This window comes from Streptomyces sp. TG1A-60 (genome assembly GCF_037201975.1).
In the GTDB taxonomy this organism is placed as follows: domain Bacteria; phylum Actinomycetota; class Actinomycetes; order Streptomycetales; family Streptomycetaceae; genus Streptomyces.
Genome location: NZ_CP147520.1, coordinates 299,846 through 324,643 on the forward strand (window position 1 = coordinate 299,846; position 24,798 = coordinate 324,643).

The 24,798-nt window shown below is 71.6% G+C and carries 27 protein-coding genes; 17 read left to right on the forward strand and 10 right to left on the reverse strand.

Features of this window, described 5'->3' with window-relative positions; genetic code table 11:
* Window positions 1-14 precede the first annotated feature (14 nt).
* Window positions 15-1,232 (reverse strand): acyl-CoA dehydrogenase family protein, encoded by a 1,218-nt coding sequence (locus tag WBG99_RS00605; protein WP_338894387.1) that lies wholly within the window; start codon window positions 1,230-1,232, stop codon window positions 15-17.
* A gap of 136 nt (window positions 1,233-1,368) precedes the next feature.
* Here WBG99_RS00605 and WBG99_RS00610 point away from each other — a divergent pair, with 136 nt between their 5' ends.
* From WBG99_RS00610 to WBG99_RS00655, 10 genes are all read left to right on the forward strand, one after another.
* Window positions 1,369-2,205 carry an enoyl-CoA hydratase/isomerase family protein gene (locus tag WBG99_RS00610; RefSeq protein WP_338894388.1) on the forward strand — a complete coding sequence of 279 codons (837 nt, stop codon included), beginning with the start codon at window positions 1,369-1,371 and terminating at the stop codon, window positions 2,203-2,205.
* A gap of 94 nt (window positions 2,206-2,299) precedes the next feature.
* A complete protein-coding gene (locus tag WBG99_RS00615) occupies window positions 2,300-2,932 on the forward strand; it encodes a hypothetical protein (RefSeq protein ID WP_338894389.1) in 633 nt (210 codons plus the stop codon).
* Window positions 2,929-4,062, forward strand: coding sequence for a hypothetical protein (locus WBG99_RS00620; protein ID WP_338894390.1), 1,134 nt, complete (start codon window positions 2,929-2,931; stop codon window positions 4,060-4,062). The genes WBG99_RS00615 and WBG99_RS00620 overlap by 4 nt, the downstream gene beginning before the upstream one ends.
* The gene (locus WBG99_RS00625; protein WP_338894391.1) at window positions 4,029-4,625 is read left to right on the forward strand and encodes a PEP-utilizing enzyme; all 597 of its coding nucleotides are present in this window, start codon (window positions 4,029-4,031) and stop codon (window positions 4,623-4,625) included. The genes WBG99_RS00620 and WBG99_RS00625 overlap by 34 nt, the downstream gene beginning before the upstream one ends.
* A complete protein-coding gene (locus tag WBG99_RS00630) occupies window positions 4,511-5,527 on the forward strand; it encodes a putative PEP-binding protein (protein WP_338900159.1) in 1,017 nt (338 codons plus the stop codon). The genes WBG99_RS00625 and WBG99_RS00630 overlap by 115 nt, the downstream gene beginning before the upstream one ends.
* Window positions 5,524-6,642, forward strand: coding sequence for an acyl-CoA dehydrogenase family protein (locus tag WBG99_RS00635; protein ID WP_338894392.1), 1,119 nt, complete (start codon window positions 5,524-5,526; stop codon window positions 6,640-6,642). The genes WBG99_RS00630 and WBG99_RS00635 overlap by 4 nt, the downstream gene beginning before the upstream one ends.
* An 18-nt stretch (window positions 6,643-6,660) precedes the next feature.
* A complete protein-coding gene (locus WBG99_RS00640; protein WP_338894393.1) occupies window positions 6,661-6,819 on the forward strand; it encodes a zinc ribbon domain-containing protein in 159 nt (52 codons plus the stop codon).
* Window positions 6,819-7,103, forward strand: a complete 285-nt coding sequence (locus tag WBG99_RS00645) for an OB-fold domain-containing protein (protein WP_338894394.1) — start codon at window positions 6,819-6,821, stop codon at window positions 7,101-7,103. The genes WBG99_RS00640 and WBG99_RS00645 overlap by 1 nt, the downstream gene beginning before the upstream one ends.
* Window positions 7,100-8,254 carry a thiolase family protein gene (locus WBG99_RS00650; RefSeq protein ID WP_338894395.1) on the forward strand — a complete coding sequence of 385 codons (1,155 nt, stop codon included), beginning with the start codon at window positions 7,100-7,102 and terminating at the stop codon, window positions 8,252-8,254. The genes WBG99_RS00645 and WBG99_RS00650 overlap by 4 nt, the downstream gene beginning before the upstream one ends.
* 17 nt (window positions 8,255-8,271) lie before the next feature.
* Window positions 8,272-8,976, forward strand: a complete 705-nt coding sequence (locus WBG99_RS00655) for an SDR family NAD(P)-dependent oxidoreductase (RefSeq protein WP_338894396.1) — start codon at window positions 8,272-8,274, stop codon at window positions 8,974-8,976.
* A 6-nt stretch (window positions 8,977-8,982) separates the two neighbouring features.
* Here WBG99_RS00655 and WBG99_RS00660 read toward each other — a convergent pair whose 3' ends face one another.
* On the reverse strand, window positions 8,983-9,672 hold the full coding sequence (locus tag WBG99_RS00660; protein ID WP_338894397.1) for a TetR/AcrR family transcriptional regulator: 690 nt from the start codon (window positions 9,670-9,672) through the stop codon (window positions 8,983-8,985).
* 152 nt (window positions 9,673-9,824) lie between these two features.
* Here WBG99_RS00660 and WBG99_RS00665 point away from each other — a divergent pair, with 152 nt between their 5' ends.
* A complete protein-coding gene (locus WBG99_RS00665; protein WP_338894398.1) occupies window positions 9,825-10,430 on the forward strand; it encodes a helix-turn-helix domain-containing protein in 606 nt (201 codons plus the stop codon).
* A 16-nt stretch (window positions 10,431-10,446) separates the two neighbouring features.
* Here WBG99_RS00665 and WBG99_RS00670 read toward each other — a convergent pair whose 3' ends face one another.
* The 4 genes from WBG99_RS00670 to WBG99_RS00685 all read right to left on the reverse strand — a co-directional run bounded on the left by WBG99_RS00670 (window position 10,447) and on the right by WBG99_RS00685 (window position 14,464).
* The gene (locus tag WBG99_RS00670; protein ID WP_338894399.1) at window positions 10,447-11,865 is read right to left on the reverse strand and encodes a 2-oxo acid dehydrogenase subunit E2; all 1,419 of its coding nucleotides are present in this window, start codon (window positions 11,863-11,865) and stop codon (window positions 10,447-10,449) included.
* 5 nt (window positions 11,866-11,870) lie between these two features.
* On the reverse strand, window positions 11,871-12,896 hold the full coding sequence (locus WBG99_RS00675) for an alpha-ketoacid dehydrogenase subunit beta (RefSeq protein ID WP_338894400.1): 1,026 nt from the start codon (window positions 12,894-12,896) through the stop codon (window positions 11,871-11,873).
* A 5-nt stretch (window positions 12,897-12,901) separates the two neighbouring features.
* Complete coding sequence (locus WBG99_RS00680; RefSeq protein ID WP_338894401.1) at window positions 12,902-13,906, reverse strand: thiamine pyrophosphate-dependent dehydrogenase E1 component subunit alpha; 1,005 nt, start codon at window positions 13,904-13,906, stop codon at window positions 12,902-12,904.
* Window positions 13,907-14,002: 96 nt separating this feature from the next.
* Window positions 14,003-14,464 carry a VOC family protein gene (locus tag WBG99_RS00685; RefSeq protein WP_338894402.1) on the reverse strand — a complete coding sequence of 154 codons (462 nt, stop codon included), beginning with the start codon at window positions 14,462-14,464 and terminating at the stop codon, window positions 14,003-14,005.
* Between the two features lie 148 nt (window positions 14,465-14,612).
* On the opposite strand from WBG99_RS00685, the gene WBG99_RS00690 reads away from it, so the two are divergent.
* The 4 genes from WBG99_RS00690 (at window position 14,613) to WBG99_RS00705 (ending at window position 18,886) form a co-directional block, all read left to right on the forward strand.
* On the forward strand, window positions 14,613-15,911 hold the full coding sequence (locus tag WBG99_RS00690) for an aromatic ring-hydroxylating dioxygenase subunit alpha (RefSeq protein WP_338894403.1): 1,299 nt from the start codon (window positions 14,613-14,615) through the stop codon (window positions 15,909-15,911).
* Entirely contained in the window at window positions 15,908-16,732 is an 825-nt protein-coding gene (locus WBG99_RS00695) for an SDR family NAD(P)-dependent oxidoreductase (RefSeq protein WP_338894404.1), read from the forward strand. The genes WBG99_RS00690 and WBG99_RS00695 overlap by 4 nt, the downstream gene beginning before the upstream one ends.
* Window positions 16,733-16,763: 31 nt before the next feature.
* Window positions 16,764-18,500 (forward strand): PEP-utilizing enzyme, encoded by a 1,737-nt coding sequence (locus tag WBG99_RS00700; protein WP_338894405.1) that lies wholly within the window; start codon window positions 16,764-16,766, stop codon window positions 18,498-18,500.
* Between the two features lie 71 nt (window positions 18,501-18,571).
* Window positions 18,572-18,886: a putative quinol monooxygenase gene (locus WBG99_RS00705; protein ID WP_338894406.1), complete on the forward strand. Its 315-nt coding sequence runs from the start codon at window positions 18,572-18,574 to the stop codon at window positions 18,884-18,886.
* A 36-nt stretch (window positions 18,887-18,922) separates the two neighbouring features.
* On the opposite strand, the gene WBG99_RS00710 is transcribed toward WBG99_RS00705, so the two are convergent.
* From WBG99_RS00710 to WBG99_RS00725, 4 genes are read right to left on the reverse strand one after another with little or no spacing between them, the layout of a single operon-like run.
* A complete protein-coding gene (locus WBG99_RS00710) occupies window positions 18,923-19,954 on the reverse strand; it encodes an NADP-dependent oxidoreductase (RefSeq protein WP_338894407.1) in 1,032 nt (343 codons plus the stop codon).
* 4 nt (window positions 19,955-19,958) lie between these two features.
* On the reverse strand, window positions 19,959-20,174 hold the full coding sequence (locus WBG99_RS00715) for a transposase (RefSeq protein ID WP_338894408.1): 216 nt from the start codon (window positions 20,172-20,174) through the stop codon (window positions 19,959-19,961).
* Window positions 20,175-20,180: 6 nt separating this feature from the next.
* Window positions 20,181-20,507: a 2Fe-2S iron-sulfur cluster-binding protein gene (locus WBG99_RS00720; RefSeq protein ID WP_338894409.1), complete on the reverse strand. Its 327-nt coding sequence runs from the start codon at window positions 20,505-20,507 to the stop codon at window positions 20,181-20,183.
* Window positions 20,492-21,865 carry an aromatic ring-hydroxylating dioxygenase subunit alpha gene (locus tag WBG99_RS00725; RefSeq protein ID WP_338894410.1) on the reverse strand — a complete coding sequence of 458 codons (1,374 nt, stop codon included), beginning with the start codon at window positions 21,863-21,865 and terminating at the stop codon, window positions 20,492-20,494. The genes WBG99_RS00720 and WBG99_RS00725 overlap by 16 nt, the downstream gene beginning before the upstream one ends.
* Before the next feature lie 267 nt (window positions 21,866-22,132).
* Here WBG99_RS00725 and WBG99_RS00730 point away from each other — a divergent pair, with 267 nt between their 5' ends.
* A complete protein-coding gene (locus WBG99_RS00730) occupies window positions 22,133-23,275 on the forward strand; it encodes a substrate-binding domain-containing protein (protein ID WP_338894411.1) in 1,143 nt (380 codons plus the stop codon).
* Entirely contained in the window at window positions 23,260-24,783 is a 1,524-nt protein-coding gene (locus tag WBG99_RS00735) for a sugar ABC transporter ATP-binding protein (RefSeq protein ID WP_338894412.1), read from the forward strand. The genes WBG99_RS00730 and WBG99_RS00735 overlap by 16 nt, the downstream gene beginning before the upstream one ends.
* Window positions 24,784-24,798 lie beyond the last annotated feature (15 nt).

Sequence of the window (24,798 nt, forward strand, 5' to 3'; positions counted from 1 at the left end):
TTGACTCACCGTCGTCAGCCGTCGGCGACACCCGCGCGCGGCTGACGGTAGGGCCGCAGCGCGCGGCGCGCTATGGCGAACCGGTGCGTCTCCGACGGGCCGTCGTAGATGCGGAACGGCCGCACTTCCCTGAACAGGCGGGCCAGCGGCGCGTCGGCGGCCGAGATGCCGAGCGCTCCGCAGATCTGCACTGCGCGGTCGACCACTCGGTTCACCGCTTCCGCCACGAAGGTCTTGGACACCGAGGTGAGCTGCGAGGCGGCTGGGGAGCCGGTGTCCAGCTCCCAGGCGGTGCGCAGGATCAGGGCGCGGCTCGCCTCGATGTCGATCTCGGAGTCGGCCAGCATCTGCTGGACCATGCCGAGGTCTCCCAGCGCCGAGCCGAACGCCATCCGGCTCCCCGCCCGCTCCAGCGCCACGTCCTGGGCACGGCGGGCAGCTCCCAGCCAGCGCATGCAGTGGGTCATCCGGGCGGGACCGAGCCTGACTTGGGCGCCCTCGAAGCCGTGGTCCACCGCGCCGAGCACCTGCCCCTCGCCCACCACGCACTCCTCGAAGACGATCTCGCTGTGCCCGGCGAAGAGCGACTCGTCCAGCGTCTCGATGGTCCGCACGAGGCGCATGCCGGGAGTGCCTGCGTCGACCAGGAACATGGTGGCGCCGCCCGGGTCACCGGGACTGCCGGAGGTGCGGGCCATGACGATGGCGAAGCCGGCTCCCTCGGCACCGGTGATGAACCACTTGCGCCCGTCGATGCGCCAGCCGCCGGGGACCCGGGTCGCGGTGGTCCGCAGGGAGCGGGGATCGGCACCCGCCCCGGGAGCCGGTTCGGTCATGGCGAAACAGGACCGAGATTCCCCCGCGGCGAGCGGACGCAGATACCTCTGCCGCTGCTCTTCGGTGGCCACCTTCTCCAGCAGGTGCATGTTTCCCTCGTCCGGGGCCGCGCAGTTCAGCGCCAGCGGTCCGAGCAGGGAGTAGCCCGCAGCTTCGAACACCGCCGCCTGCCCGCGCAGGTCGAGCCCGTGTCCACCCCAGCGCTCCGGCACGTGCGGAGCGAAGACCCCCGCGTCGCGGGCGCCACTCTGCAGTGTCTCCCGCAGGGCCTCGGGTGCGTCGTGCACGGACCCGCCGCACTCGCGCTCGGCCGGAATGACCACCTCGCGCACGAACTCGGCCGCCTTCGAGGCGAGCTGAGTGACAGTCGGGTCTACATCGAACTGGATGGGCACGGGACCTCCCGCCGACGGGCGTACGGGCATCGGGTCCCGTCGCGTTCTAGAAACTGTATAGCCTCTTCAGTATCTTGCCGGGAAACACCCGGGACGGGAAGCGCCCTGCGACGGGAAGACCACAGGAGAAACGCCCATGAGCCTTGCCGTGAGCACCGAGCCGGTCCGGATCGTCCGCCACCCCGACCGGGTCGTCGAGCTGAGACTCGACGACCCGGGACGGGGCAACGCCCTGGACCTGAGGACGGCCGAGGCATTGCGGAACACCGCGCGCGAGGTGGCCGCGGACCCGGGCGGCGCCGTGCTGCTGCGGGCGGCGGGCGGCAGCTTCTGCGTGGGCGGTGATCTGCGCGCCTTCGCCGGTCGCGGCGCCGGGACCGGCGCCTACGTCCATGCCGTGGCGAGCGCCGCGCATACGGCGGTACAGGCCCTGTACGAGCTGCCCGTGCCGCTGGTGACCGCCGTGCGCGGCGCGGCCGCGGGCGGCGGGATCGGCCTGGCGCTGGTGGGTGACATCGTCCTGGCCGCCCGGTCCGCGCGGTTCCGGCTGGCGTACACGGCGATCGGGCTGACGCCGGACTGCGGGGCCTCCTGGTTCCTGCCGCGCCTGGTGGGCCCTCGCAGGGCGGCGGACCTGATCCTCACCAACCGGGTCCTGACCGGCGACGACGCCGAACGATGGGGCCTGGTCTCCCACTGCGTGGACGACGAGGAACTGGACGACGCGGCGCACCGGACGGCGGCCGGTCTGGCCGCCGGCGCCGGCGACGCACTGCGTGCCGCGAAGGGCCTGCTGCGCGCCGGCACCGGCGACGAACTGTGCCGCCACCTCACCGAAGAGGCGCGGCTGATCGCCGATCTGGCGGACGGCCGGGAGGCGCGGGACCGCATGGCGTCGTTCCTCGCCGCGCGGAGCCGCCCGAAGGCGGGCGACGGCCGGGCCGAGACCGGCGAATCCGAAAGTGTTTCTTGAGTCCCTCTTCACTAACAGGCTCGCCGAGGCGTAACCTCCGGGCAACACAGATCCGAGGAACCGGTCACCACAGGACCGGGGAAAAGGTGTGGCGATGCAATCTGCTGCCGTGGGCCTTCCGGACGCTCCCGACGAGCCTGTCGGCGAAGCCGTCGTCGACCTCGTTCTGCGTGGCATGTGGCGCGGCCGGCCGGAGTCCGAGCACCGTCCGCTGGTCGACGCCGGGCTGGCGATGGTGAAGGGTCCGGTGGTGCTGCCGACCGAGCGGGCCAAGGCCGCCGCCGCGCACATCCTGCGGGTCCCCGCCGGTTCCGAGCAGGAGGCACGGATCACCGCTGCCTACGAGGCGTTCCTGCCGATCAACCGGAAGATCCGCGACGTGTGCACGGCCTGGCAGTGCCGTCCCGACGGCACCGCGAACGACCACTCCGACGACGCCTACGACGCCGGGGTGCGCGAGTCGCTGGAAGACGTGCACGAGGCCATTCAGCCCGTGCTGCGCAGGCTGGAGAGGGTACTCGCGGGCAGCGACCGGTACCTCCCCGCGCTGGAGGAAGCCCTCGTCCGTTTCGACGACGGCGCGACGGCGTGGCTGGCCTCACCTCTGTGCGACTCGTACCACACCGTGTGGATGCGGCTGCACCAGGAGCTGCTGCTGGTGCTGGGGATCAGCCGGGCCGAGGACGAGGCCCTGGAAGAGGCACTGGTCACCAGGAGCCGGGGGTGAGCGTCGCCGACCGCGAGGCGGGCCCACTCGCACAGTCCGGCGCTCCTCTCGCGCCGTCCGAGGCCCCCGGCCGTGTCCTGGTGCCCTACGGGCAAGGCCGGATCCGCGGCCTCGACGCCGACGAGCTGGGCGCCCACGGCGCGGCGATGGACCGGCTGGTGGCCCTCGGGCTGCCGGTCGTGCCGGGGCTCACCGTGCCCGCGGGCGCCTCCGCGTCGCTGGGCGAACCGGGCACCGCCGAAGCAGCCGTCGATCTGGTCGAACAGCTCTCGGGGCGGCGGATCGGCGACGCGGGCCGGCCACTGCTGCTGCGTCTGTCGGCGAGCGCGCCGACCGAGATCGCGGGACTGCCGCCCGACCTGGCCTGTCTCGGCGTGACCACGGGGAACGCCGGTGACCTGTGCGCCGTCATCGGGCGCGCGGAGGCCCTGTACGAGGTGTGGGCCGCCACCGTACGGATGACCGCCGAGTACGCCCTCGAGGTGTCCGGCGCGGTGCTCGACGACGCCCTCCTGGACACGCCCGAGCCGCGGGCACGGGTGGAGGCACTGCTCTCCCTGGTGGCGCGGCACGGCTCCCATCCCTTCCCGGACGACCCGGCGCAGCAGCTCGCGCTGGCCGCCCGCGCCCTGCTCGCCCGGTGGGACTCGCCGCGCGCGCGAAGGTCCCGCAGAGCCCAGCGGCTCCCCGCCGATCTGGCCCTCGCCCTGCACGTGCAGGCGCTGCGCATCGGCCCGGCGGACCACTCGGGCTACGGCACGGCGGTCAGCCGCGATCCCGAGACCGGGCGGCTTTCCCCCAGGGCTTCTTCTTCCGGGGAGTGCGCCGCAGCGCCCCGCCGCCGCACACCGGTGAACCGCTGGACCGGCTCGCGGGCGGGACCGCGCTGCTGGAACACTCCCTGCTCACCCTGGAGCGTCATCTGCGGGCACCTGTGTCGGTCGACTTCGAGGTGCGCGACGACGAGATCTCCCTGCTCGCCGCCTCGGCGCAACTCCGCCCACCCCTCAGGGCGGCGGTGTGCCTGGCCGCGGACCTGGCCCGGGACGGGGCGCTCGGCCGCGAGGACGCCGTACGGCGGATCACCCCCGCCCAGGTGCAGGAGCTGCTGCACCCCCAGCTGCGGCTGACCGGCGGGGACGACCTCCTGGTGAGGGGGCTGCCCGCGTCTCCGGGAGCCGCGACCGGAGTGGTCGTGCTGTCCAGTGAGCGTGCCCTCGAACTGGCCGCGGATGGTAGGCAGGTCGTGCTCGTGGCCGCTGAGACGACCCCGGGGGACGTCCCCGGGATGCTGGCCTCCGCTGCCGTGCTGACCGGCAGCGGCGGGATCGCCTCGCACGCCGCCGTAGTGGCGCGGGGCGCCGGCAAACCCGCGGTGTGCGGCGCCGAGGGGCTGCGCGTGGATCTGGCCGCCGGGACGGTCCGCTTCGGGGAGCGGGTGGTGCGCGAGGGCGACCCGGTCTCGCTGGACGGCCGTACCGGCGCCGTCTACGGGGGGACGCTGAGCGTCAGCGTCGCCGGACCGCCGCCCGAGCTGTCCACCCTGCTGGAGTGGGGGACGGCATGCGCCGGCTGGGTGTGCGGGTCAACGCCGACACCGCCACCGAGGTCGACACGGCCCTCGCCCTGGGCGCGGAGGGTGTCGGACTGTGCCGTACGGAACACCAGTTCCTCGGCGAACGGCTGCCGCTGATCCGCCGGGTGCTCCTGGCCGCCGACCCGACGGCCCGCGACGAAGCGCTGCCGGCGCTGGAGCGCGCCCAGCACGAGGACTTCCGCGCGCTGCTGGCCGCCGTCGGGAACCGCCCGGTGACCGTGCGCCTGCTGGACGCCCCGCTGCACGAGTTCCTGCCCGCCCCCGGGCAGGCCGTGGACGCGGGCGAGGAGCAGCGGGCCGCCGCGCTGCGCGAGGCGAACCCGATGCTCGGGCTGCGCGGAGTGCGGCTGGCACTGCTGCACGAGAGGCTCTACCCGGCTCAGGCCGAGGCACTCTTCACGGCCTGGGCCGATGTCGCCGCCACCGGGGTGCGGCCGGAGCTGGAGGTGATGATCCCGCTCGTCAGCCTGCCGGAGGAACTCGCCGCCGCGGCCGCGTACGTGCGCGCCGCCGCCGACGCGGTCGCCGCCCGCACCGGGGTGGAGGTCCCCTACCGGCTCGGCACGATGATCGAGACCCCGCGGGCCGCGCTGCTGGCCGGTGAACTCGCCGAGCACGCCGAGTTCTTCTCCTTCGGCACCAATGACCTCACTCAGCTCACCTACGGGTTCTCCCGGGACGACGTCGAGCGCCAGGTGCTCGCCTCCTACCAGGAGCGCGGGTTCCTGACCGCCAGCCCGTTCGCCCGGCTCGACCCCCACGGGGTGGGCGCACTCGTCGCCCTGGCCGCCGAACGGGCACGCAGCGTACGGCCCGGGATCAAGCTCGGCGTGTGCGGTGAACATGGTGGGGACCCGGAGTCGATCGCCTTCTGCGACGACCTCGGCCTCGACTACGTCTCCTGTTCCGCGCACCGCGTACCGGTGGCCCGCATGGCCGCCGCGCACAGTGCCCTGCGGAAGCGGCAGCGGCAGGACGAGGGCGGGAGCACACGATGACGAGCACCACGACCGAGGGCACAGCCCTGTCGGACACGGAGCTGGACGATCTGCGCGAGACCGTGCGGTCGGTGTGCGCCGACGCCGGCGGCACCGCCGCGGTGCGCCGGATGTCCGAGGAAGCCCCCGGCATCGACGCCGAGTTGTGGGACACCCTCGGCCGGCAGGTCGGCCTCGCGGCCCTAGGCCTGCCCGGGTCGGCGGGAGGCATCGGCGGCCTCGCCGAGATCACCGCCGTCTGCGAGGAGCTGGGCAGGGCGCTGGCACCGGTGCCGCTGCTGTCCTCCACCGTGCTGGCCGGGCAGGTGCTGGCCGGCTGCGGTACGGCCGACAAGGCGCTGGCCGAGCTGGCCGAGGGGACGGTGCATGCCCTGGCGGTGGCCGCGCCCGACGGGAGGTGGCGGCCCGGCGCCGTGCCGGTGGCCGTCTCCAGGCAGGGCGGTGTCCCGCTGCTGGACGGCACCGCGCCGTTCGTCCTCGACGGCGCCGACGCCGAGGCGCTGGTGGTGGCCGCGGCGGGGACCGACGGCGTGGACCTCTTCCTGGCCGACCCGCGCGAGCCCGGGGTCACGGTGCGCCGGGTGCCCACGCTGGACCTCAGCCGGGGCCAGGCGGTGGTCACCTTCTCCCGGGCCCGGGCCAGGGCACTGACCGCCGGCGGCGAGGGAACGGACATCGTCTCCCGCGCCCTGGACGTGGCGCTGATCGCCCTGGCCGCCGAGCAACTCGGCGGAGCACAGGCCGCGTTGGACATGACGGTGGCCCATGTGCGCGACCGCACCCAGTTCGGCAGGGCGATCGGCGGTTTCCAGGCGGTCAAGCACGCCTGCGCCGACATGCTGCTCCAGGTCGAGGCCGCACGGTCGGCCGTGGTCCGCGCGGTCCTGGCGGACGGCGCACCGGAGGCGCTGGCCGAAGCGGCGGCGGTGGCGCAGGCGTGGTGCGGCGAGGCGTTCGTCTCCGTCGCCGCCGAGTGCGTGCAGTTCCACGGCGGGATGGGCTTCACCTGGGAGCACGACGCGCACCTGTACTTCCGGCGCGCCCAGTCGGACGCGGTCCTGCTGGGCGGCGCCGCACACCATCGGGAACGGCTGGCCGGGCTGCTGGGCTGGTGACGTGGAAGGCGGGACGGCATGACCACCAGGCTCATCGACGAGTCACTGTTCGACGGGGACTTCGGCGGAGGGTCCGACGCCGGGGATCCACCGCGTCTCGTGGGCGCCCGCTGCTGCGCGTGCGGCACCGTCGTCTTCCCCGGCAGGAATCCTGCCCCAGGTGCCCGGACGGGGTGATGTCCTCGCGGGTGCTGCCGGTCAGTGGGCGGGTGTGGTCGTGGACGCTCCAGGCGTTCCCGCCGAAGCCACCGTACCGGCCGCCGTCGGGCGGCCACCGGGCCTACCACGTGGGCTATGTGGACCTCGGTGAGGTGCTGGTCGAGGCGCGGCTGGCGGTCCCCCGCGCGGAGATCCGGATCGGTCTGCCGGTCCAGCTCACTACCGTGACCGCGTATCAGGACGAGGACGGGACCGAGGTGCTGACCTTCGCGTTCGCACCGGACAGGGACGGCGGACGATGAGGCGGACCGACGACGTCTATGTCGTGGGCTGCGGTATGCATCCCTTCGGCCGCGACGAGAACGTCACCGGGTTGGACATGGCCGAGCATGCGATACGCGAGGCGCTGGCCGACGCCGGTACCGCCTGGGAGGACATCAGCTACGCGGCCGGCGGCTCCGACGTGTCCGGCAAGCCCGACACCCTGGTGGGCCGGCTGGGCCTGACCGGAGTGCCGTTCGTCAACGTGCAGAACGGCTGCGCGACCGGTGCCTCGACCCTGCTCACGGTCGCCAACGCGCTGCGCGCCGGCGAGGCCTCCGTGGGACTGGCGGTGGGGTTCGACAAGCACGAGCGGGGCGCCTTCCACGTCTCCGCGGCCCGTTACGGCCTGGGCGACTGGTACGCCGAGACCGGCATGATGCTCACGACCCAGTTCTTCGCCCTCAAGACCCGGCGGTACCTGTACGAACACGGGATCTCGGAGCGGGCGCTGGCGATGGTGGCGGCACGCGCCTTCCGCAACGGCTCGCACCACCCCCTGGCGTGGCGGCGCAAGCCGCTGACGGAGCAGGAGATCCTGGACTCCGCCGAGGTCAGTCCCCCGCTCACCCAGTACATGTTCTGTTCGCCCGGACAGGGCGCTGTCGCGCTGGTGCTGGCGCTCGGCGACCGCGCGTTCGACCTGTGCGAACGACCAGTCAGGCTCGCGTCGCTGGCCTTCCGGACCCGGCGGTTCGGTTCGTTCGAGGTGTTCTCCCCATGGCTGCCGCCGGGGCCGCACCGCAGCCCCAGCGTGGACGCCGCGGAGGCGGTCTTCCGCACGGCGGGGCTGCGTCCCGCTGACGTACAGGTGGCTCAGTTGCAGGACACCGACAGCGGCTCGGAGCTGATCCACCTGGCGGAAACCGGACTGTGCGGCCACGGCGAGCAGGAGGCGCTGCTGGCCGCGGGGGACACCGATGCCGCGGGCCGGATTCCGGTCAACACCGACGGCGGCTGTCTGGCCGGCGGGGAGCCCGTCGGCGCCTCCGGGCTGCGTCAGTTCCACGAGGTCGTACGGCAGTTGCAGGGCCGGGCGCCGGGTCTTCAGGTGCCCGGCGCGCCCCGGGTGGGCTTCACCCATGTGTACGGGGCGCCCGGGATCAGCGCCTGCTCGGTCCTCACGGTGTGAAAGGGGCGGACACCGCCATGCGGCACGACGGCAGAACCGCACTCGTCACGGGCGGGGCACGGGGAATCGGGCTGGAGATCGGCCGGCAGCTCGCGGACCGGGGGCTGCGGGTCCTGGTCGCGGCGCGAAAGCCGGAGGCCGCCGAGGAGGCGTGCCGTGCCCTCTGTCCGGCGGCGGTCCCGCTGACCCTGGACGTGACCTCCACGAGGAGCGTCACCGAAGCGGTCCGGGAAGCGAGGGAACTGACCGGCGGGATCGACGTGCTGGTGAACAACGCCGGGGTGTCGCTGGACGGGGATCTGCGGCCCCCTTGGGTCGACGAGGACGTCCTGTACACCACGCTGGACACCAACTTCACCGGCGCCTGGCGGGTGGCGCAGGCCGTCGTCCCGGGCATGGTGGAAGCCGGCTACGGACGGGTCGTGAACGTCACCAGCTCCTACGGTTCGCTGGCGCTGATGGACTCCGGCCGGCATCCCGCCTACCGGATCTCCAAGACGGCGCTCAACGCCCTGACCCGTATGCTCGCGGCGGAGCTGTCCGGCACGGGCGTCCTGGTCAACGCCGCCGACCCCGGCTGGACCCGCAGCGGCATGGGCGGCTCCGCCGCCCCGCGCGGTCTGCGGGAGGGGGCGGACACCCCGGTCTGGCTGGCGACCCTGCCCGAGGGCGACGAGACGACCGGCGGGCTGTTCGCCGACCGCAGACCACTGGCCTGGTGAACCGCCTCAGGTCCGGGACGTGACCGGCTCGGCCGGCTTCGCCGATTTCGTGGATCTCGCGGATTCCGCCGGCTTCTGCTCGGTGGCGACGATGCGCAGCGCCAGCTCCCGGACCGCCTCCAGCACGGAACGGGAGGGCAGCCCGGACAGCGGTCCCCCCTCCGCCCGCAGCGCGGTGACGAGCATGGTCGTACTGATCAGGGTGCGGACCGCGAGCGCCTGTGACGCGTGCCGTACCTTCGCCGCCCGGGGACTGCGGGTGGTGCCCTCGGGCAGATAGTCGTATCCACGCTGGATGTGCCGCTGCTCGAACTCGTCCCGCAGCACCTTGACGCTGCCGTTGGCGGAGGCGACCTGGACCTGGTACAGGCGGGCCTCGTCCGGGTTCTGTTCGACCCAGTCCCACACGGCGTCGATGACGCGGATCAGCCCCTCCGCGTCACCCGGCTCGGACTCGGGACGGGCCGCCTCCACGACCGCGTTCAGCTGGTCGAACACGCGACGCATGGCGAGTTCGAGCAGTTCCTCCTTGCCGTCGAAGTGGTAGTAGACGGCCGTGGGCACCACCTGGGCCTCGTCCGCGATGTCCTGGATGCTGGTCTCCGCGAACCCGTTGCGGCCGAACACCCGCACGGCGGCGGTAATGATGTGCTGCCGCCGCGAGGGTCGGTGGGCGGGCTGCTTGCCGTTCTTCATGCTGGCCATCATGCTCCCTGCCGGCTGCCGTGACCCCGCGTCCGCGGGCCTTGCCTGCTGCCCATGCTATCCAGTAACTCCGACCGGCCGGCGGAGTAATTCCTGCTGCGCGTGGGCTTACGGGACACTGGCCACCCCGCATACTTGACACCATGACGACCTCCGGAACCCGCGCCGCTCACCGTCCGTCGCGCAAGCAGTGGGTGATCGAAGCAGCCACCGAGCTGTTCGCCACCCAGCCGCCGGACGAGGTGACGGTGGCCGACATCGCCGCTCGCGCGGAGATGACCTCGGCAGCGGTGTACTACCACTTCTCCTCCAAGGACCAGGTCCTGGCCGAGGGGATGCGGGCGTTCGCCACCGCACTGCGCGAGCAATTGCAGGCGCTCACCGAGACCCACGAACCCGGCTCGGACGTCGGTGCGGCGGTCACCACACTGCTGGCCTGGCTGGGCGAACACCGTTCCGCCGCCACGGTGTTCTTCGTGTCGTCGGCCGGCATGAGCCAGGAAGCGGAGGCGCTGCGCCAGGAGAGCCGCAGCGAGTTGCTGGACGGGCTGGTGCGGCTGATCCGCAAGGCCCGTACGTCCGTCACCGACGCCGAGGCGGCGGTGATCGGGCTGGGCCTGCTGGCACTGCTGGAGACCGCGGCGATCTCGCAGGTCCGGGGCGATGACGTGTACCGGTCACTGGGGCACCGCTCGTTCGTCCGCGAGGTCGACGCTCTCGCGGAGCGGATTGCGGACCCGGCCACCTGAGGGCCTGGCCGGCGGATCACACCAGCAGCCGGAGGGGCCTGCTCAGCAAGTCACCGAGCGTGCGCAGGTATTCGGCTGCGGGTGCCCCGTCGACGGCACGGTGGTCGAAGGTGAGGCTCAGGGTGAGCACGCGCGTGCGCAACGGCCGGTCGTCCGCCCACTCGACGCCGTCCCGGAGCCTGCCCACCCCGAGGATCGCGACATTGCCGGGGTTGATCACCGGGGTGAAGAAGTCGACGCCGTATCCGCCGAGGGAGGTGACGGTGAAGGTGGCCCCTTCCAGTCGTGCGGGGGAGATCCGCCCCTCGCGCGCGGCCTGGGCCAGCTCCCTGGACCGGCGGGTCATCTCGGGCAACGGCAGCTCCACGGCGTCCTCGATCACGGGGACCATGAGGCCGCCCGGAAGGGCCACGGCGAAGCCCAGGTGGATGTCGTCGAGCAGATGGATGCCGTCCTCCCGCACCGTCGCGTTGAGCAGCGGGTGCTCGCGCAGGGCCAGGGCGGCGGCCTTCAGCAGGAAGTCGTTGAGGCTGGGCACCGGCAGATCGCTGTCAGCCCACTCCTCCTTGAGTCGGTCCCGCAGGGACACCACGGCGTCCATCCGTACCTCGTAGCCATGCGTCAGCTGCGCCATCTCCTGGAGGCTGGCGTGCATCCTGCGGGCGATGGTGCCGCGCATCCCGGTGAGCGGGACGACGTCCCCGGGCCGGGGGGCCGCGCCCCGGTGGGGAGGGGCCGGGGTGACGGCGTCGAGGTCGGAGCGCCGGATCCGGCCGCCCGGTCCGGTGCCGTTCACCTCGGACAGGTCGATGCCGCGTTCCTTGGCCAGCTTGCGGACCAGCGGCGAGGAGGAGGTGCCGCCCGGCGGGACCGGTGTGCCGAGGTCGCCGGGGAGGGCCGCGAGGAACTCCTCCACGTCCTCGGAGACGATCCGGCCGCCGGGTCCCGTGCCGCGTACGGCGGTGAGGTCGACGTCGGCAGCGGTGGCGACCCGCCGGGCGTTCGGCGAGGACAGGAGCCGGCCGGCGGTGCCGTTGGCGGAGGGCACCGCGGGAGCAACGCCGGTGTCGGTGCCGTTGACGGAGGTCACCGCCGTAGCAGCCCCGGCGTCGGTGCCGTTGAGCGCGGGCGGCGCAGCACCCGCCCCGGCCCCGGACCCGGCGGGCATCGGCGTACCTGCCGGATCCGGTGGCTGCTCGCCTTCGGCCAGCAGCCAGCCGATGAGGGCCCCGGTGGGGACGGTGACGCCCGCCGGGACCACCGGGTGGAACAGTCCCCCGGCCTCCGCCTCGACGTCCACGTCGACTTTGTCGGTCGCCAGCCTCAGCAGCGCGTCGCCCTCCGCGACGGCCGCGCCGGCCGGCACGAGCCATTCGTCGATCGTGCCTTCCTGCATGGTCAGACCGATCTTCGGCAGCAGGACCTCGACCGCCATGTCGGTCACGACCTTTCGAGGAGACGCCGGCAGCCCTGGGCGATGCGGGCGCGATCGGGCACGTACGCGTTCTCCAGGACCGGGGAGAAGGGAACCGGGGAGAAGGGGGCGCCGATGCGCAGGACCGGCGCGTCCAGGTAGTCGAAGACGGAGTCCTGGATCTGGGCGGCGATCTCCGCGCCGAGCCCGCCGAAGGTGACGGCCTCGTGCACCACGAGCACCCGGTTGGTGCGGCGGACGGAGGCGAACATCGTCTCGGTGTCCAGCGGCTGCACGCTGCGGGGGTCGATCACCTCGATTTCCACGCCCTCGGCCGCGAGTTCTTCGGCCGCCGCGAGGGCCTCCCCCACCATGCGGCCCAGAGCGATCACCGTGACGTCGGAGCCGTGCCGTGCGGTGTGCGCCTGGCCCAGCGGAATGCCGTAGATCTCCTCGGGCACCTCGCTGGTGCTACCGAGCAGGACCTTGTTGAGCATGATGACGACCGGGTTGTCGTCCCGGATGGCCGAGACGGTCAGACCTTTGGCGGTGTACGCGTCGCTGGGCATGACCACCTTGAGCCCGGGCACGTGGGCCAGCCAGGCCTCCAGGCTCTGGCTGTGCTGGGCCGCGGCGCCGAGGCCCGCGCCGGAGGCGGTGGTGATGGTGAGCGGCACGGACAGCGCGCCGCCGAACATGTACTTCATCTTCGCCGCCTGGTTGACGATCTGGTCGAGGCAGACGCCGATGAAGTCCATGAACATCAGGTCGACGACGGGCCGCAGGCCCCGGGCGGCGGCTCCGACGCCGAGGCCGACCAGGGCGGCTTCGGAGATCGGGGTGTCGATCATGCGGCGGGGGCCGAACTCGTCGAGCAGGTTGTCGAACATGCGGAAGACGCCGCCGTATCCGGCCACGTCCTCACCGGCGACGAAGACGTTCTCGTCCTCACGCATGGCCTGCGCGAGTCCCTCGTTGAAGGCCTTGACGTAGGACAGCTTGCGGGGGGCGGCGACCGGGGTGAGCGCCGGTGCCTCGGTGGTGGTGGTCATGGCGGTCATCCCGAGTAGACGTTGAGCAGCAGGTCGGCGGGGTCGGGCAGCGGGCTCGCCTCGGCGTACGCGATGGCCTCGGCGATCTCGTCGCGCGTGCGCTGCCATACGTCGTCCAGCTCCGCACGGGTCGCGATGCCGTCGGCGACGGCCCGGACCTCCAGCAGGTCGATGGGGTCGCGCGCCTTCCACTGGGCGACCTCCTCGTCGGAGCGGTAGGGGTGCCGCAGGCCCTTGACTCCTTGGTGGTCGAAGAAGCGGTAGGTCTTGGCCTCGATCATCATTGGGCCCGCGCCGGACCGGGCCCGTTCCACGGCCTCGACGGCGGCGCGGTGGACGGCGGCCGCGTCCATGCCGTCGACGATCACGCTGGGCATGCCGTAGGCAGCGGCGCGGTCGGCGACGTCGGTGAGCAGCATGTGCCCGGACTGCGGGGTGAACTCCGCGTAGCCGTTGTTCTCGCAGACGAAGACAACGGGCAGGCCCAGGATCGCGGCCATGTTGGCGCCCTCGTGCCAGGCGCCGATGTTGGTGGCGCCGTCACCGAAGAACGTCACGGCGACGTTGTCCTCGCCCTTGTACCGGGCGGCGAAGGCCGCGCCCACGGCGATCGGGACGCCGGCCCCGACGATGCCGTTGGCGCCGAGCATGCCGCGGGTGAGGTCGTTGATGTGCATGCTGCCGCCGCGGCCGAGGCAGGCGCCGGTGACCCGGCCGTACAGCTCGGCGTACATCTCGCGGAAGCCGACGCCCTTGGCCACGGCGTGCCCGTGGCCGCGGTGCGTGGAGGTGATCTGGTCGTCGTCACGCAGGGCCGCCATGACGCCGGCGGCGACGGCTTCCTGGCCGACATAGAGGTGCAGGAAACCGGGCAGTTTGCCGGCCTCCATGAGCTTTCCCGCCTCGGTTTCGAACAGCCGGATGCGCACCATGCGCTCATGCAGGTTCTTGATGACCCGTGCGCTGACCTGCGTGGATTTCTTCGACGCCGTTGACACTCGTTGAGCCATCGTCCGCCCCTTCGTCCGAGGGAGGTTGCCAAGCAATCGGACTTACTTGTGCCGGTCTATAGTAACCAGCAGGGGGCACCTTACTGAATAGTCTCTCTAATTACTATGCCCGGGACCCGGGTCGCCGGCGCGCGCGTCCACCAACTCCACGGCATTGCCCTCCGGATCGGCCCAGAAGCTGATCCGCCGACCACGAGCCCGGACGACGACCGGGTTCGACAGAGGCCGGGCGCCCGCGGTCGGCAGCGCCGCGACCACAGGGTCCATGTCGTCGAGATGGAAGGTCAGATACGACAGCCCCAGACGCCCGGCCGGCGAGGCCACCGCACCCGCCGGCACCGGGGCCGACCGGGGAAGGATCAACTTGACGCACCCCCCGGAGGGCACCTGCAGCCAGGCGACCGTCAGCTCGCCGCCGAGCCCGGCCGGGCCGCCGACGGACTCTGGTACGCCCGAGCGGCGCTCGGCGCGGCAGCCGAGTACGTCGCAGTAGAAGCGCTCCATCAGCTCCAGGTCCCGCACCACCACGCCCACCTCGAACGGCAGGGTCATGACCATCACACCCACCCCCAGGGGACACCGAGCGGCAACTTCGCCACTTTCTATTGACAGACCACACTAAGCCCTGTTGTCGTTTCGGACACAGCCCAGCTGTCGCATTCCGAAGCCGGTCACCGGCTCGCGGCTGGGAGGATGTGAGGACATCGTGGTCCAAACCAGTTCGCCGGAGATTCGGGAACCAGACGCGGGACCCAGGTCGTCGATCCCGGCCACATCGGCCCCTTCGGCCCCCGAATACTCGTCGTGGATCAGCCAGGACCGGTCCACCGACGCCGCGTCCCTGACGATGCGGCGGGAGGCCGCCGAACTCGTCGAGCGCGTGATGACGCACTACCGCGACAACACGACGCACGAGGCGGACGGCCAGTGGACGGAACCCGTCGCCAACTACCTCGACGCCGACCGCTGGCAGCGCGAGACCGACGCCGTCCACCGCAGCGTGCCGCTGCCGCTCGCCATGTCCTGCGAGCTTCCCGGGCCGAACACCTACAAGGCGATCGACGTGCTCGGCATCCCCGTGCTGATCACCCGTGACCGTCAGGGCACCGTGCACGCGATGATCAACGCCTGCCGGCACCGGGGAGCCAAACTCCTCGAGCCCGGCTGCGGGGTGTCGAAGCGGCTCACCTGCCCCTACCACTCCTGGTCGTACGACCTGGCCGGAGAGCTGCGGGGCGTGTACGCGGAGAAGACCTTCGGCGAGGTGCCCCGCGAGGGGCGCAGCCTCGTCGGGCTCCCGGCCGGGGAGCGCGCGGGGATCGTCTTCGTCTCGCTGGATCCGGCGGCCGAGCCCGACCTGGACGCCTGGCTGGGCGACCTCCAGCCGCTGCTGGAGGGCCTCCGGCTGGCGGAGTGCCACCACTACGCCACCAGCGAGCTGACCAGTCCCAACTGGAAGGTCACCCTCGACGGGTACCTGGAGACGTACCACTTCGCCTCGCTGCACCCGAAGACGGTGTTCGAGACGAACCTCTCGAACATGATGGCCCACGACACCTGGGGCCCCCACCAGCGCATCGCACCGGCCCTGCGCCCCATCGCGCAGGCGGTCGAGCTGCCGCCGGACCGGCGTGACCCCGGGGACTGTGTCGGGCCCATCTACTGGCTCTTCCCGGGCCTCGCGATCGCGGGCGGCTGGCGCCAGAAGATCGCCGTCTCCCTGGTGCTCCCCCGGACGGCGACCGAGTCGCTGACCCAGCAGATCATCCTGCTGCGGGACCCGGCGGTCACCGAGGAGGAGCGCGAGGCCGCCGACCGGTTCGGCGCATGGTTCCACGAGGTGGTCCGCGACGAGGACTACGCGACCACCTACGGAGTCCAGCAGGGCCTGAAGGCCCTCGACGGGACCGACTTCGTCTTCGGACGCAACGAGCCCGGACTCCAGCACTTCCACCGCACCATCCATCAGCACCTGGACGCAGCAGCCCCCAGAGCCGCCAGGTGAGCAACCAACAAGACTCGCGGGAGAACACCATGGTGGCTACGGGCAGCCTCGACGGACGTGTCGCGGTGATCACGGGCAGCACACGCAGCATCGGCCGCGCCATCGCCGAGGCCTTCCTGGCCGACGGCGCCACGGTCGTCGTCAGCGGCCGCAGCGAGGTCAAGGGCAAGCAGGCCCTGGAGGAGATGGACGCCGGGGACCGGGCCGTCTTCCACCCCTGCGACGCCAACAGCCAGGAGGACATCGAGGGTCTCGCCGACTTCGCCGTCGAGCGCTTCGGCAGGCTCGACATCTGGGTCAACAACGTCGGTGGCAGCTCCGGCTTCGCCCCAATCCACCAGCTCAGCGACAAGGCCTGGCACGACGCCCTCAACCTGAACGTCAACGGCTACTTCTACGGCACCCGCCGGGCCCTGCAGAAGATGCTGGAGGGCGGCTGGGGCCGCATCATCAACATCTCCTCGGTGGAGGGCAAGCAGGCAAACAAGCCCGCGATCAGTCACTACATCACCAACAAGCACGCCATCCACGGCCTGACCAAGGCGACCGCCTTCGAGTACGGCACCCAGGGCATCACCTGCAACGCGATCTGCCCCGGCGCCGTCGACACCGACCTCATGCGGGCCGCGGGCCCCGCCGCCGCGGAGGCCGAGGGCATCTCCTACGAGGACTGGCTGAGCCGCTTCGCCGAGCATGCCGCCACCAAGAAGATCACCACGGTGGAGCAGATCGCGGCGGTCGCCTCGCTGCTCGCGAGCGAGGCGGGGGCGGGTATCACCGGCACGCTGATCAGCGTCGACGGCGGAACGGCGCAGTGGTAGGCCGGGGCACGGACAGCGGGAGACCTCGGTCATGAAGAGCTGGATCACGGACTGGCAGCGCAGTGAGCGGCTGCCGCACTACACCCGGGCCAACGCGGGCGAGACCCTGCCGGAACCCGCCAGCCCGCTGGGCTGGACCCTGGTCTGGGGACGGGGCCTGCAGGGCTGGCGTCGCGGCTTCGTCGGGTTCGGCATCTACCGCGAGGAGGAGGTGGCCGGCCCCCGGCCGCCGTTCGTCGGCATGTTCGGCGGCCACTTCTATCTGAACCTGTCCCACATGCGGCTGTTCGGCATCCGCATGGGCCAGACGGCGGACCAGATCGACGCGGCCTTCGTCGGTCAGCGCTCCGACACGCCGGTGTACCTGGCGCACCCGGACGACCAGGACGAGGAGCTGACCGCCAAAGCGGGCGCGACGCTCCAGCGGATGCTCGGCCAGACCGGCTTCCCGGAGGCCGACGCCGACCGGGAACGGCTGCGCGCACTGCGCCGCTCGCGACCCGACCTGACGAGGCTGTCCGAGGCCGAACTGGTGGCGCACGCCCGGTCGTTGCTGGAGGAGGTGGAGGCGACCTTCCAGCGGCACGTCGAGTCGTCGCTGCCCGCCTCCGTCGGACCGGCGATCCTCGGCCCGCTGTGCGCGAGCGTGGACCGCCCCGGCGCCGTGCTCGACCTGATCGGCGGTCTCGGTGACGTCGACTCCGCCTCCCCCTCGACCGGGCTGTGGACACTGTCCCGGCAGGTGGCGGCCTCGGCCGAACTGAGCGCGATCTTCGATCAGGGACCGGCGGCGGTGGAGCGGGCGCTCGACGGGGCGAGCGGATACGTGAAGGCGTTCCGTGACTCCTTCGAGGAGTTCCTCGCGGAGTCCGGCGACCGCGGCCCCAACGAGTGGGACATCCACGCGCTGTCGTGGGAGGCGTCGCCCGTCCAGGCGCTGGCCCTGGTCGACCGGATCCGGCACAGCTCCGACGACGGCTCCCCGGCCGCCCGCCGCAAGCGGCTGACCGAGGGGCGCGAGCGGACGGCGCGGGAGATCCGGGCCCTGCTGCCCGAGGAGGCGCAGCCGATGTTCGACGCCGGCATGCACGCCTCCCAGGTGTGGATCCCGGCCCGTGAGCGCACCAAGGCGAACTGCGTCACCGTCGTCAACGAGATCCGCATGGCCGTACGGGAGCTCGGCCGGCGCGGTGTCGCAGCGGGGCTCTTCGCCCGGCCCGAGGACGTGATGATGCTGCTGGAGACCGAACTCGACGACTACGTCGCCGCCCCGGAGTCCTTCGGCCCGGTGATCGCGCGGCGGCTCGAGGAGTACGCGGGCCTGCACGAGCTGGAACCGCCGTTCTTCGTCGCCGACGACGCGCAGACCGAGATCGACACCTGGCCGCGCCGCGCCGAGGAGCAGACCGAGGCGGCCGTCGAGGGCGATGTGCTCGGCGGTGTCGGCGGCAGCCACGGCTCCTACACCGGCAGGGTGCGGGTGGTCACCGACCCAGCTTCGTGCGAGGCACTGGAGCCCGGCGAGGTGCTGGTCGCGCCGATCACGGACGCGGCCTGGACCCCGCTGTTCCTGGTCGCCGGCGCGGCCGTGGTGGACGTGGGCGCGCTCAACAGCCACGCCGTGGTGGTCTGCCGTGAGCTGGGCATCCCGGCCGTCATCTCCGTCGAGGGCGGAACGCGACGGCTCCGGGACGGCATGGTGATCACGGTCGACGGTGAGCGGGGCACGGTCACCGTGGACAGTGTTCCCGCCCCGCTCGGCATCTGAGTACTCCGCGGGCCCGTCGCTTCCCTGCACCGGAGCGACGGGCCCGCGGGCACGGCCTCGAAAGGACCACCATGGCTGAGGAACTCATCGTCTCCGGCTGGATGGACTACGAACCGGGCGACCGCGACACCGTGCTGGCGGCCCTCGTGGAGCTGGGCCGGCATACCCGCGAGGAGGAACCCGGCTGCCTGGACTACGCGATGACCGCCGACCCCGACGACGAGCGGCGTATCCGGGTGTACGAACACTGGACCTCGCGGCAGGCCCTCGACGAGCACTTCGCCACCCCGCACATCAAGGACTTCCGGACGGCCGTGGCGGGGCTGGCCCGGGTCGGGGTCTCCCTGACGGCCCACACCGTCGCCGCGTCACACCCCATGCGCTGAGACGGCGCCCCGCCCGGGGCGCCGTTTCCAGCGGTCTCAGTGGGAACCGTCCAGCCGCACCAGCATCTTGCCGACGTTGCCGCCGCCCAGCAGGGACAGCAGCGCACCCGCGGCGTTCTCCAGGCCGTCGGCGACCGTCTCGAGCGCGGTGATCCGGCCCTCGGCGAGCCAGCCCGCGACCCGCTGCTCGAACTCCGGCCGCAGGTCCTCGTGGTCGCGGACGATGAACCCGGACAGCGTCAGCCGCTTGAGGACCGCCTGGATCAACTGGTTGATGTCCACGGTCCGCCCCGCGCCGCCGAACTGCGACATCATGCCGCACAGGGCGACCCGGCCACCGGTGCGCAGCGCGTGCAGAGCGGCGGCGAGCTGCTCACCGCCGACGTTGTCGAAGTACACGTCGATGCCGTCGGGTGCCAGTCGCGCCAGCGCGTCGCGCACCGGCTCGGCACGGTAGTCCGCGGCCGCGTCGTAGCCGAACTCCTTCACCAGCAGGGCGCATTTGTCCGGCCCTCCGGCGGTCCCGATGACGCGGTCCGCGCCCAGCAGACGGGCGAACTGGCCGGCGGCGGTACCGACGGCGCCGGCCGCCGCCGACACGAAGACGGTGTCGCCCGGCCGCAGTCGCGCGACACGGGTCAGGCCGACGTACGCGGTGAATCCGGTCTGGCCGAGCAGGCCGAGCCAGGTAGGCAGCGGCGCGAGTCCCGGGTCGATGCGGCCATCGCCGTCGACGGCCGCCGCGTCGAGCACGGCCCGCTCCCGCCAGCCGAGCTGATGACGTACGTACGTGCCCGGCGGCACCGAGGCGCAGCGGCTCTCCTCCACGACACCGAGGGCGCGGCCGTCGAGCGGTGACCCGGGGGTGAAGTTGTGCGTGTAGTGCTTCTCGGTGGCCGACAGCCGCCCGCGCATGGACGGGTCGACGCTCATGTAGAGGTTACGGACGAGCAGCTGTCCCTGCCCCAGGGCCGGCAGCGGGCGCTCCTCGACGACGAAGTCACCGGGAAGCGGTTCCGCGTCGGGCCGGCGCGCCAGGCAGACCACCCGGGTGGTACGAGGCGTCACGGGGTCACTCCTCCGGCTGCCGGGTGCTGCGCCGCTGGGCGAGGCGGCCGACCCAGCCGGCCATCTGGAGGTCGGCGTGGCGCAGTTCGCCCGACTGCCACCGGGCCTGGAAGTCGAAGACGCCCTGCACCCCCGTCCTGGGATCGGTCACCTCGACCAGGCCGTCCTCGGTGAGCCGGTAGACATGGCCGGTCAGCGGGTGGATCACTTGCTTGGACATGGGGTCTCACTCCTGCACTCGGCGGCGCACGCCGCGCTTGGTCACGGTCACCGGGCCCTCGACCCGGAGCCGGCAGGCGAGCCGGGTCAGGCCGTCCGCCGGTCTGCGCAGGGCCTCGATGCCCTCGCGTTCCTGCGGGCCCACGGGGGAACAGTTCTCGGCGCCCTCCTCGACCTGGACGAAGCAGGTACGGCAGGTGCCCTTGCCGCCGCAGACGGTGGGCCAGCGGTAGCCGAGCCGCCCGGCGGCGGTGAACAGGTCCTCGCCGTCGAGGACTTCGAGCTCGACGCCGGAGGGCCTGACCGCCACCCGGTGGGTCACCTGCTCATCCACTGGTCGAGCGTCTGGTTGAAGTGGCGGATACGGCTCTCCTGGTAGTTCGCCAGGGTGATGCCCGGCTTGCGCATCGCCTTCAGGCCCTGCTGGACGTAGGGCAGGTTCTCGCAGTCCTGGTCGAAGACGGGCCCGAGCACGCCGAGTTCGGGGATGTCGGCGAAGAGCGTGTCCTCCGGCACCCAGCGGATCTTCGCCGGGGGCGGCGTCTCGCCGGGCTGCTTCGGGGACGACATGAAGATGATCTCGGCGGTGCAGGAGTCGGGGTCGAGGCCGTTGGGCCGGAACCGGTAGATGATGTTCGACTTGGCGCCACCCCAGGGGTTGAAATTGGGGAACAGCAAGTAGTTGATGGCGTCCAGCAGCTCGGTGTCGGGGGTCTCCGAGAAGTCCTGCTGCGATGTGGCCGCCAGTTGCTCGCGCATCCGCGCGGCGAGGACCTGACGTGCGGTGCCGCCGGACGGGATCGCCGGCAGTTCGTCGCCCTCCTGCATCACCAGGTCACGCCCCTGGGCGGCGGAATAGAACGAACGCGAGTCGTAGAAGGTCTCCAGGACGTCCTCCTCCGTGACCGAGTCCGCCACGTGTGGGCTGGGCGCGCCCTGGATGTTGATCATCCGGTTCCAGTTCGGCTGGTCCGCCATGACGTCGTACTGCGAGTTGGCGTCGGCGAGCCACGTCAGCATCTGCGGATGTGTGGCGATCACATGGAAGGACTCGATGAACGCGTCCTGCGCGACCTTCCAGTTGCAGGGCAGCACCTTGGCGATGTGCAGCGACTTGTAGCGGTTCTCCAGCGGCCAGATGTAGTAGTCGTCGAAGGTGCCGCGGTAGCTGTCGAAGGACTCGGCGTACGGGTCCATGTTGATGAAGACGAAGCCGCGCCAGGTGGCCACCTGGGCCTCGGGGAGGGCGAACTTCTCCGGGGTGACGTGCGGGAAGTCCCAGGCACAGGGCGGATTCTGCATCGTGCCGTCGAGGTTCCAGGCGAAGCCGTGGAACGAGCAGCGGAACTCGCTGACGTTGCCGCCGCCGGTGCGCAGTTTGCGGCCGCGGTGCAGACAGACGTTGACGAAGGCGCGGATCTCTTCGGGAGCCGTGCGGACGACGATGAGGGAGTCGTCACCGATCTCGTAGACCTCGTGGTCGCCCACCTCGGGGACCTCGCTCTCCAGGCAGGCGAACTGCCAGACGCGCCGCCAGACCTGCCGCATCTCGCGTTCGGCCCACTCGTGGGAGGTGAAACGGGCGGTGTCGATGTCCTCGCTGCCGAGGTAGTCGTTCCGCTCGTACCTCAGGGCGGGGGAACGGGGCGGCTGTCCTGGTCGAGGTAGTCCTGGACGCTGGGCCCGGGGCACCGTGCCGTGGCCGGCTCCGACGTTTCATCCATCATCTCTCCTCCGGCAGAAACTTTAGATTGAGTGTAGTTACCGGTTGCCGCCGGGAGCAACACTCGTACCGGTGGACGATCTCCACTGCTGATGATGTCATCGCACTTCGCACCGTTATTCCAGAATTTCTTGCGGCATCCCTCTCCCCAAGCCCGCTGAGGCATGTCACACTCCGACCCACTTGAGGCTGTAGTGCCTCATAAGTTTCTCCATCACACACGGGAGCACTCAACGATGAGTTCCAGACCCCGTCGCGCGGTCCGCCGCGCCATGACCGCGACCCTCCCCGTCACCGCCCTGCTCGCCCTCGCGGCCTGCGGCACCGGGACCACTCCGGCCGCCGACTCGACGCAGGCGGGGGCGCCGGGCTCCCCCGGACTGGCGGCGGCCCGCGCCGCCCTGGCGAAGTACTCCGAGCGCCCGGCCACGATCTCCGTGACCGAGCCGGTGGGCAAGGCGATCCCCAAGGGCAAGAAGATCGACTTCATCCTCTGCGGCGTCCAGTCCTGCAAGGACCTCGCCGACTTCTTCACCGAGGCCGCGAAGGAACTCGGCTGGCAGGTGAAGCAGATCGCCACCCAGGGCACCCCGGAGTCCGTCCAGGCCGCCTACGAACAGGCCGTACGCGACAAGCCGGACGCCGTCGTCGCCTCCGGATTCCCCCGTGCCGTCTACGCCAAGCAGCTGGCACAGCTGAAGGCGGCCGGCATCCCCGTCATCCAGTCGAACGCCGACGACGTGACGGGTGACGGCATCTCCCTGCTGAAGAACGGGCCGAAGGACGTCGGCGTCCAGGGCGAGATGCTGGCCTCATGGGTGGTGTCGAACAGCGGCGCCAAGGCGGACACCGTCTACTTCGACCTGCCGGCCTACACGATCCTCAAGCCCGTCAAGGACTCGTTCGCGGCCAAGTACAAGGAATGGTGCGACGGTTGCGCGCTCGACAACGTCGACGTGCCGATCACCGCGGTGGGCAAGGACATGCCGGACCGCGTGGTGTCGTACCTCCGGTCGCACCCGAAGGTGACCTATGTCGTCTTCTCCCTGGGCCTGCTCAACGTGGGCGTGCCGGCCGCAATGAAGACAGCCGGGATCACCGGCAAGCACATCGTCGTCAACGTCGGTGACGCGCAGAACTACCAGTACATCCAGGGCGGTCTCACCGACGGCGCGATGGCGCTGAACTCGCACGAGACGGCCTGGCTCCAGGCCGACGCGCTGGCCCGGCACTTCACCGGCCAGTCCATGGCCGTGGGCCAGAAGGCGGTACTGCCCAACATGCTCGTCACCAAGGACAACCTGCCCTCGGCCGACGGCGACTTCCCGATCGTCGAGGACTACAAGAAGCAGTTCAAGGCGCTGTGGGGACTGAGTTGACCGGGCCGGTGCTACGGGTGGCCGCCCTGTCGAAGAGATTCGGCGACACCCAGGCGCTTAAGGACGTCGGTCTCGAGGTCATGCCCGGCGAGATCCACGCTCTGATCGGGCCCAACGGCTCCGGCAAGTCCACCCTGATCAAGATCCTCGCCGGCTACCACCACGCGGAGCCGGGTGCGGTGGCCGAACTCGACGGCGAGCCCTTCGGCCTCGGCCAGGTCGCGGCTTCCCGCCACAACCGGCTGCGCTTCGTCCACCAGGAGCTGGGGCTGGTGGGCGAGTTGAGCGCCATCGACAACCTCGCGCTCAGCCATGGCTTCGCACGCACGGCCTTCGGCAACATCCGCTGGCCGGAGATGGAGCGGCGCACGAACGCCCTCGTCGAACGGTTCGGCCTCGGCATCGACGTACGCAGGCCCCTGATGACGGCCACCCCCGTCCAGCGCACGGTGGTGGCCATCGCCGCCGCACTTCAGGGCTGGGAGGGCCGCCGGGGGGTCCTGGTGCTCGACGAGCCCACCGCGGTACTGCCGCCCGGCGAGGTGGCCCGCCTCTTCGACATCGTGCGGGAGGTCCGCGACGCCGGCGCCGGGGTCCTGTACGTCTCGCACCGGATGGACGAGATCTTCGCTCTCGCCGACCGGGTCACCGTGATCCGCGGCGGGCGCCGGATCGCCACCCGCCAGGTCGCCGAGCTCACTCCGCACCTGCTGGCGGAGCTGATGGCGGGCGAGGAGACGGAGACCGCGCACCGTCCGGCGCCCCCCGCCGGTCCTGCCGACCCGGTGCTGGAGGTCCGCGACCTGTGGGCCGGGCCGTTGCGGGGAGTCGGCTTCGACCTGGCCGGGGGCGAGCGCCTGGGCATCACCGGGCTGGTCGGCTCCGGCCACGAGATCGTGCCGTACGCGGTGTGCGGGGCCCACGCCGGGCGGGTGAGCGGCAGGATGCGGCTGCCGGAACGCTCTGAGCGGTGGACCGAGGCCCGTGACGCGAGCGGCCTGGGTCTTCCCCTGGTACCGGCGGACCGGGCGGGCGAGGGAGTGATCGGCGACTTCTCGGTCGGCGAGAACCTCACCCTGCCGCTCCTGGACCGGCTGCGCTCCCGGTCCGGGCGGTTGCACCGGCGCCGCGAGTCCGCCCTGGCGCAGGACTGGATCGGGCGGGTCGGGGTGCGAACGGCCGGACACGGGGCCCGGATCACCACACTGAGCGGCGGCAACCAGCAGAAGGTCGTCATGGCCCGCTGCCTGGCCGGGCGGCCGCCGGTGCTGGCGCTGTGCGAACCCACGGCGGGCGTGGACATCGCCACCCGGCTACAGCTGTACGACCTGATAGAGCGTCAGTCCGGCGAGGGCATGGGCGTCATCGTGTCCTCCTCCGACACGCAGGACCTGCTCGCGCTGTGCACCCGCGTCCTGGTGGTGCGGGACGGCCGGATCGCACGGGAGATCAGCGGCCGGGACATCACCGAGCCCGCGCTCGTGCACGCCATGGAAGGAACCGAGTGACATGAGCCCTGGAAG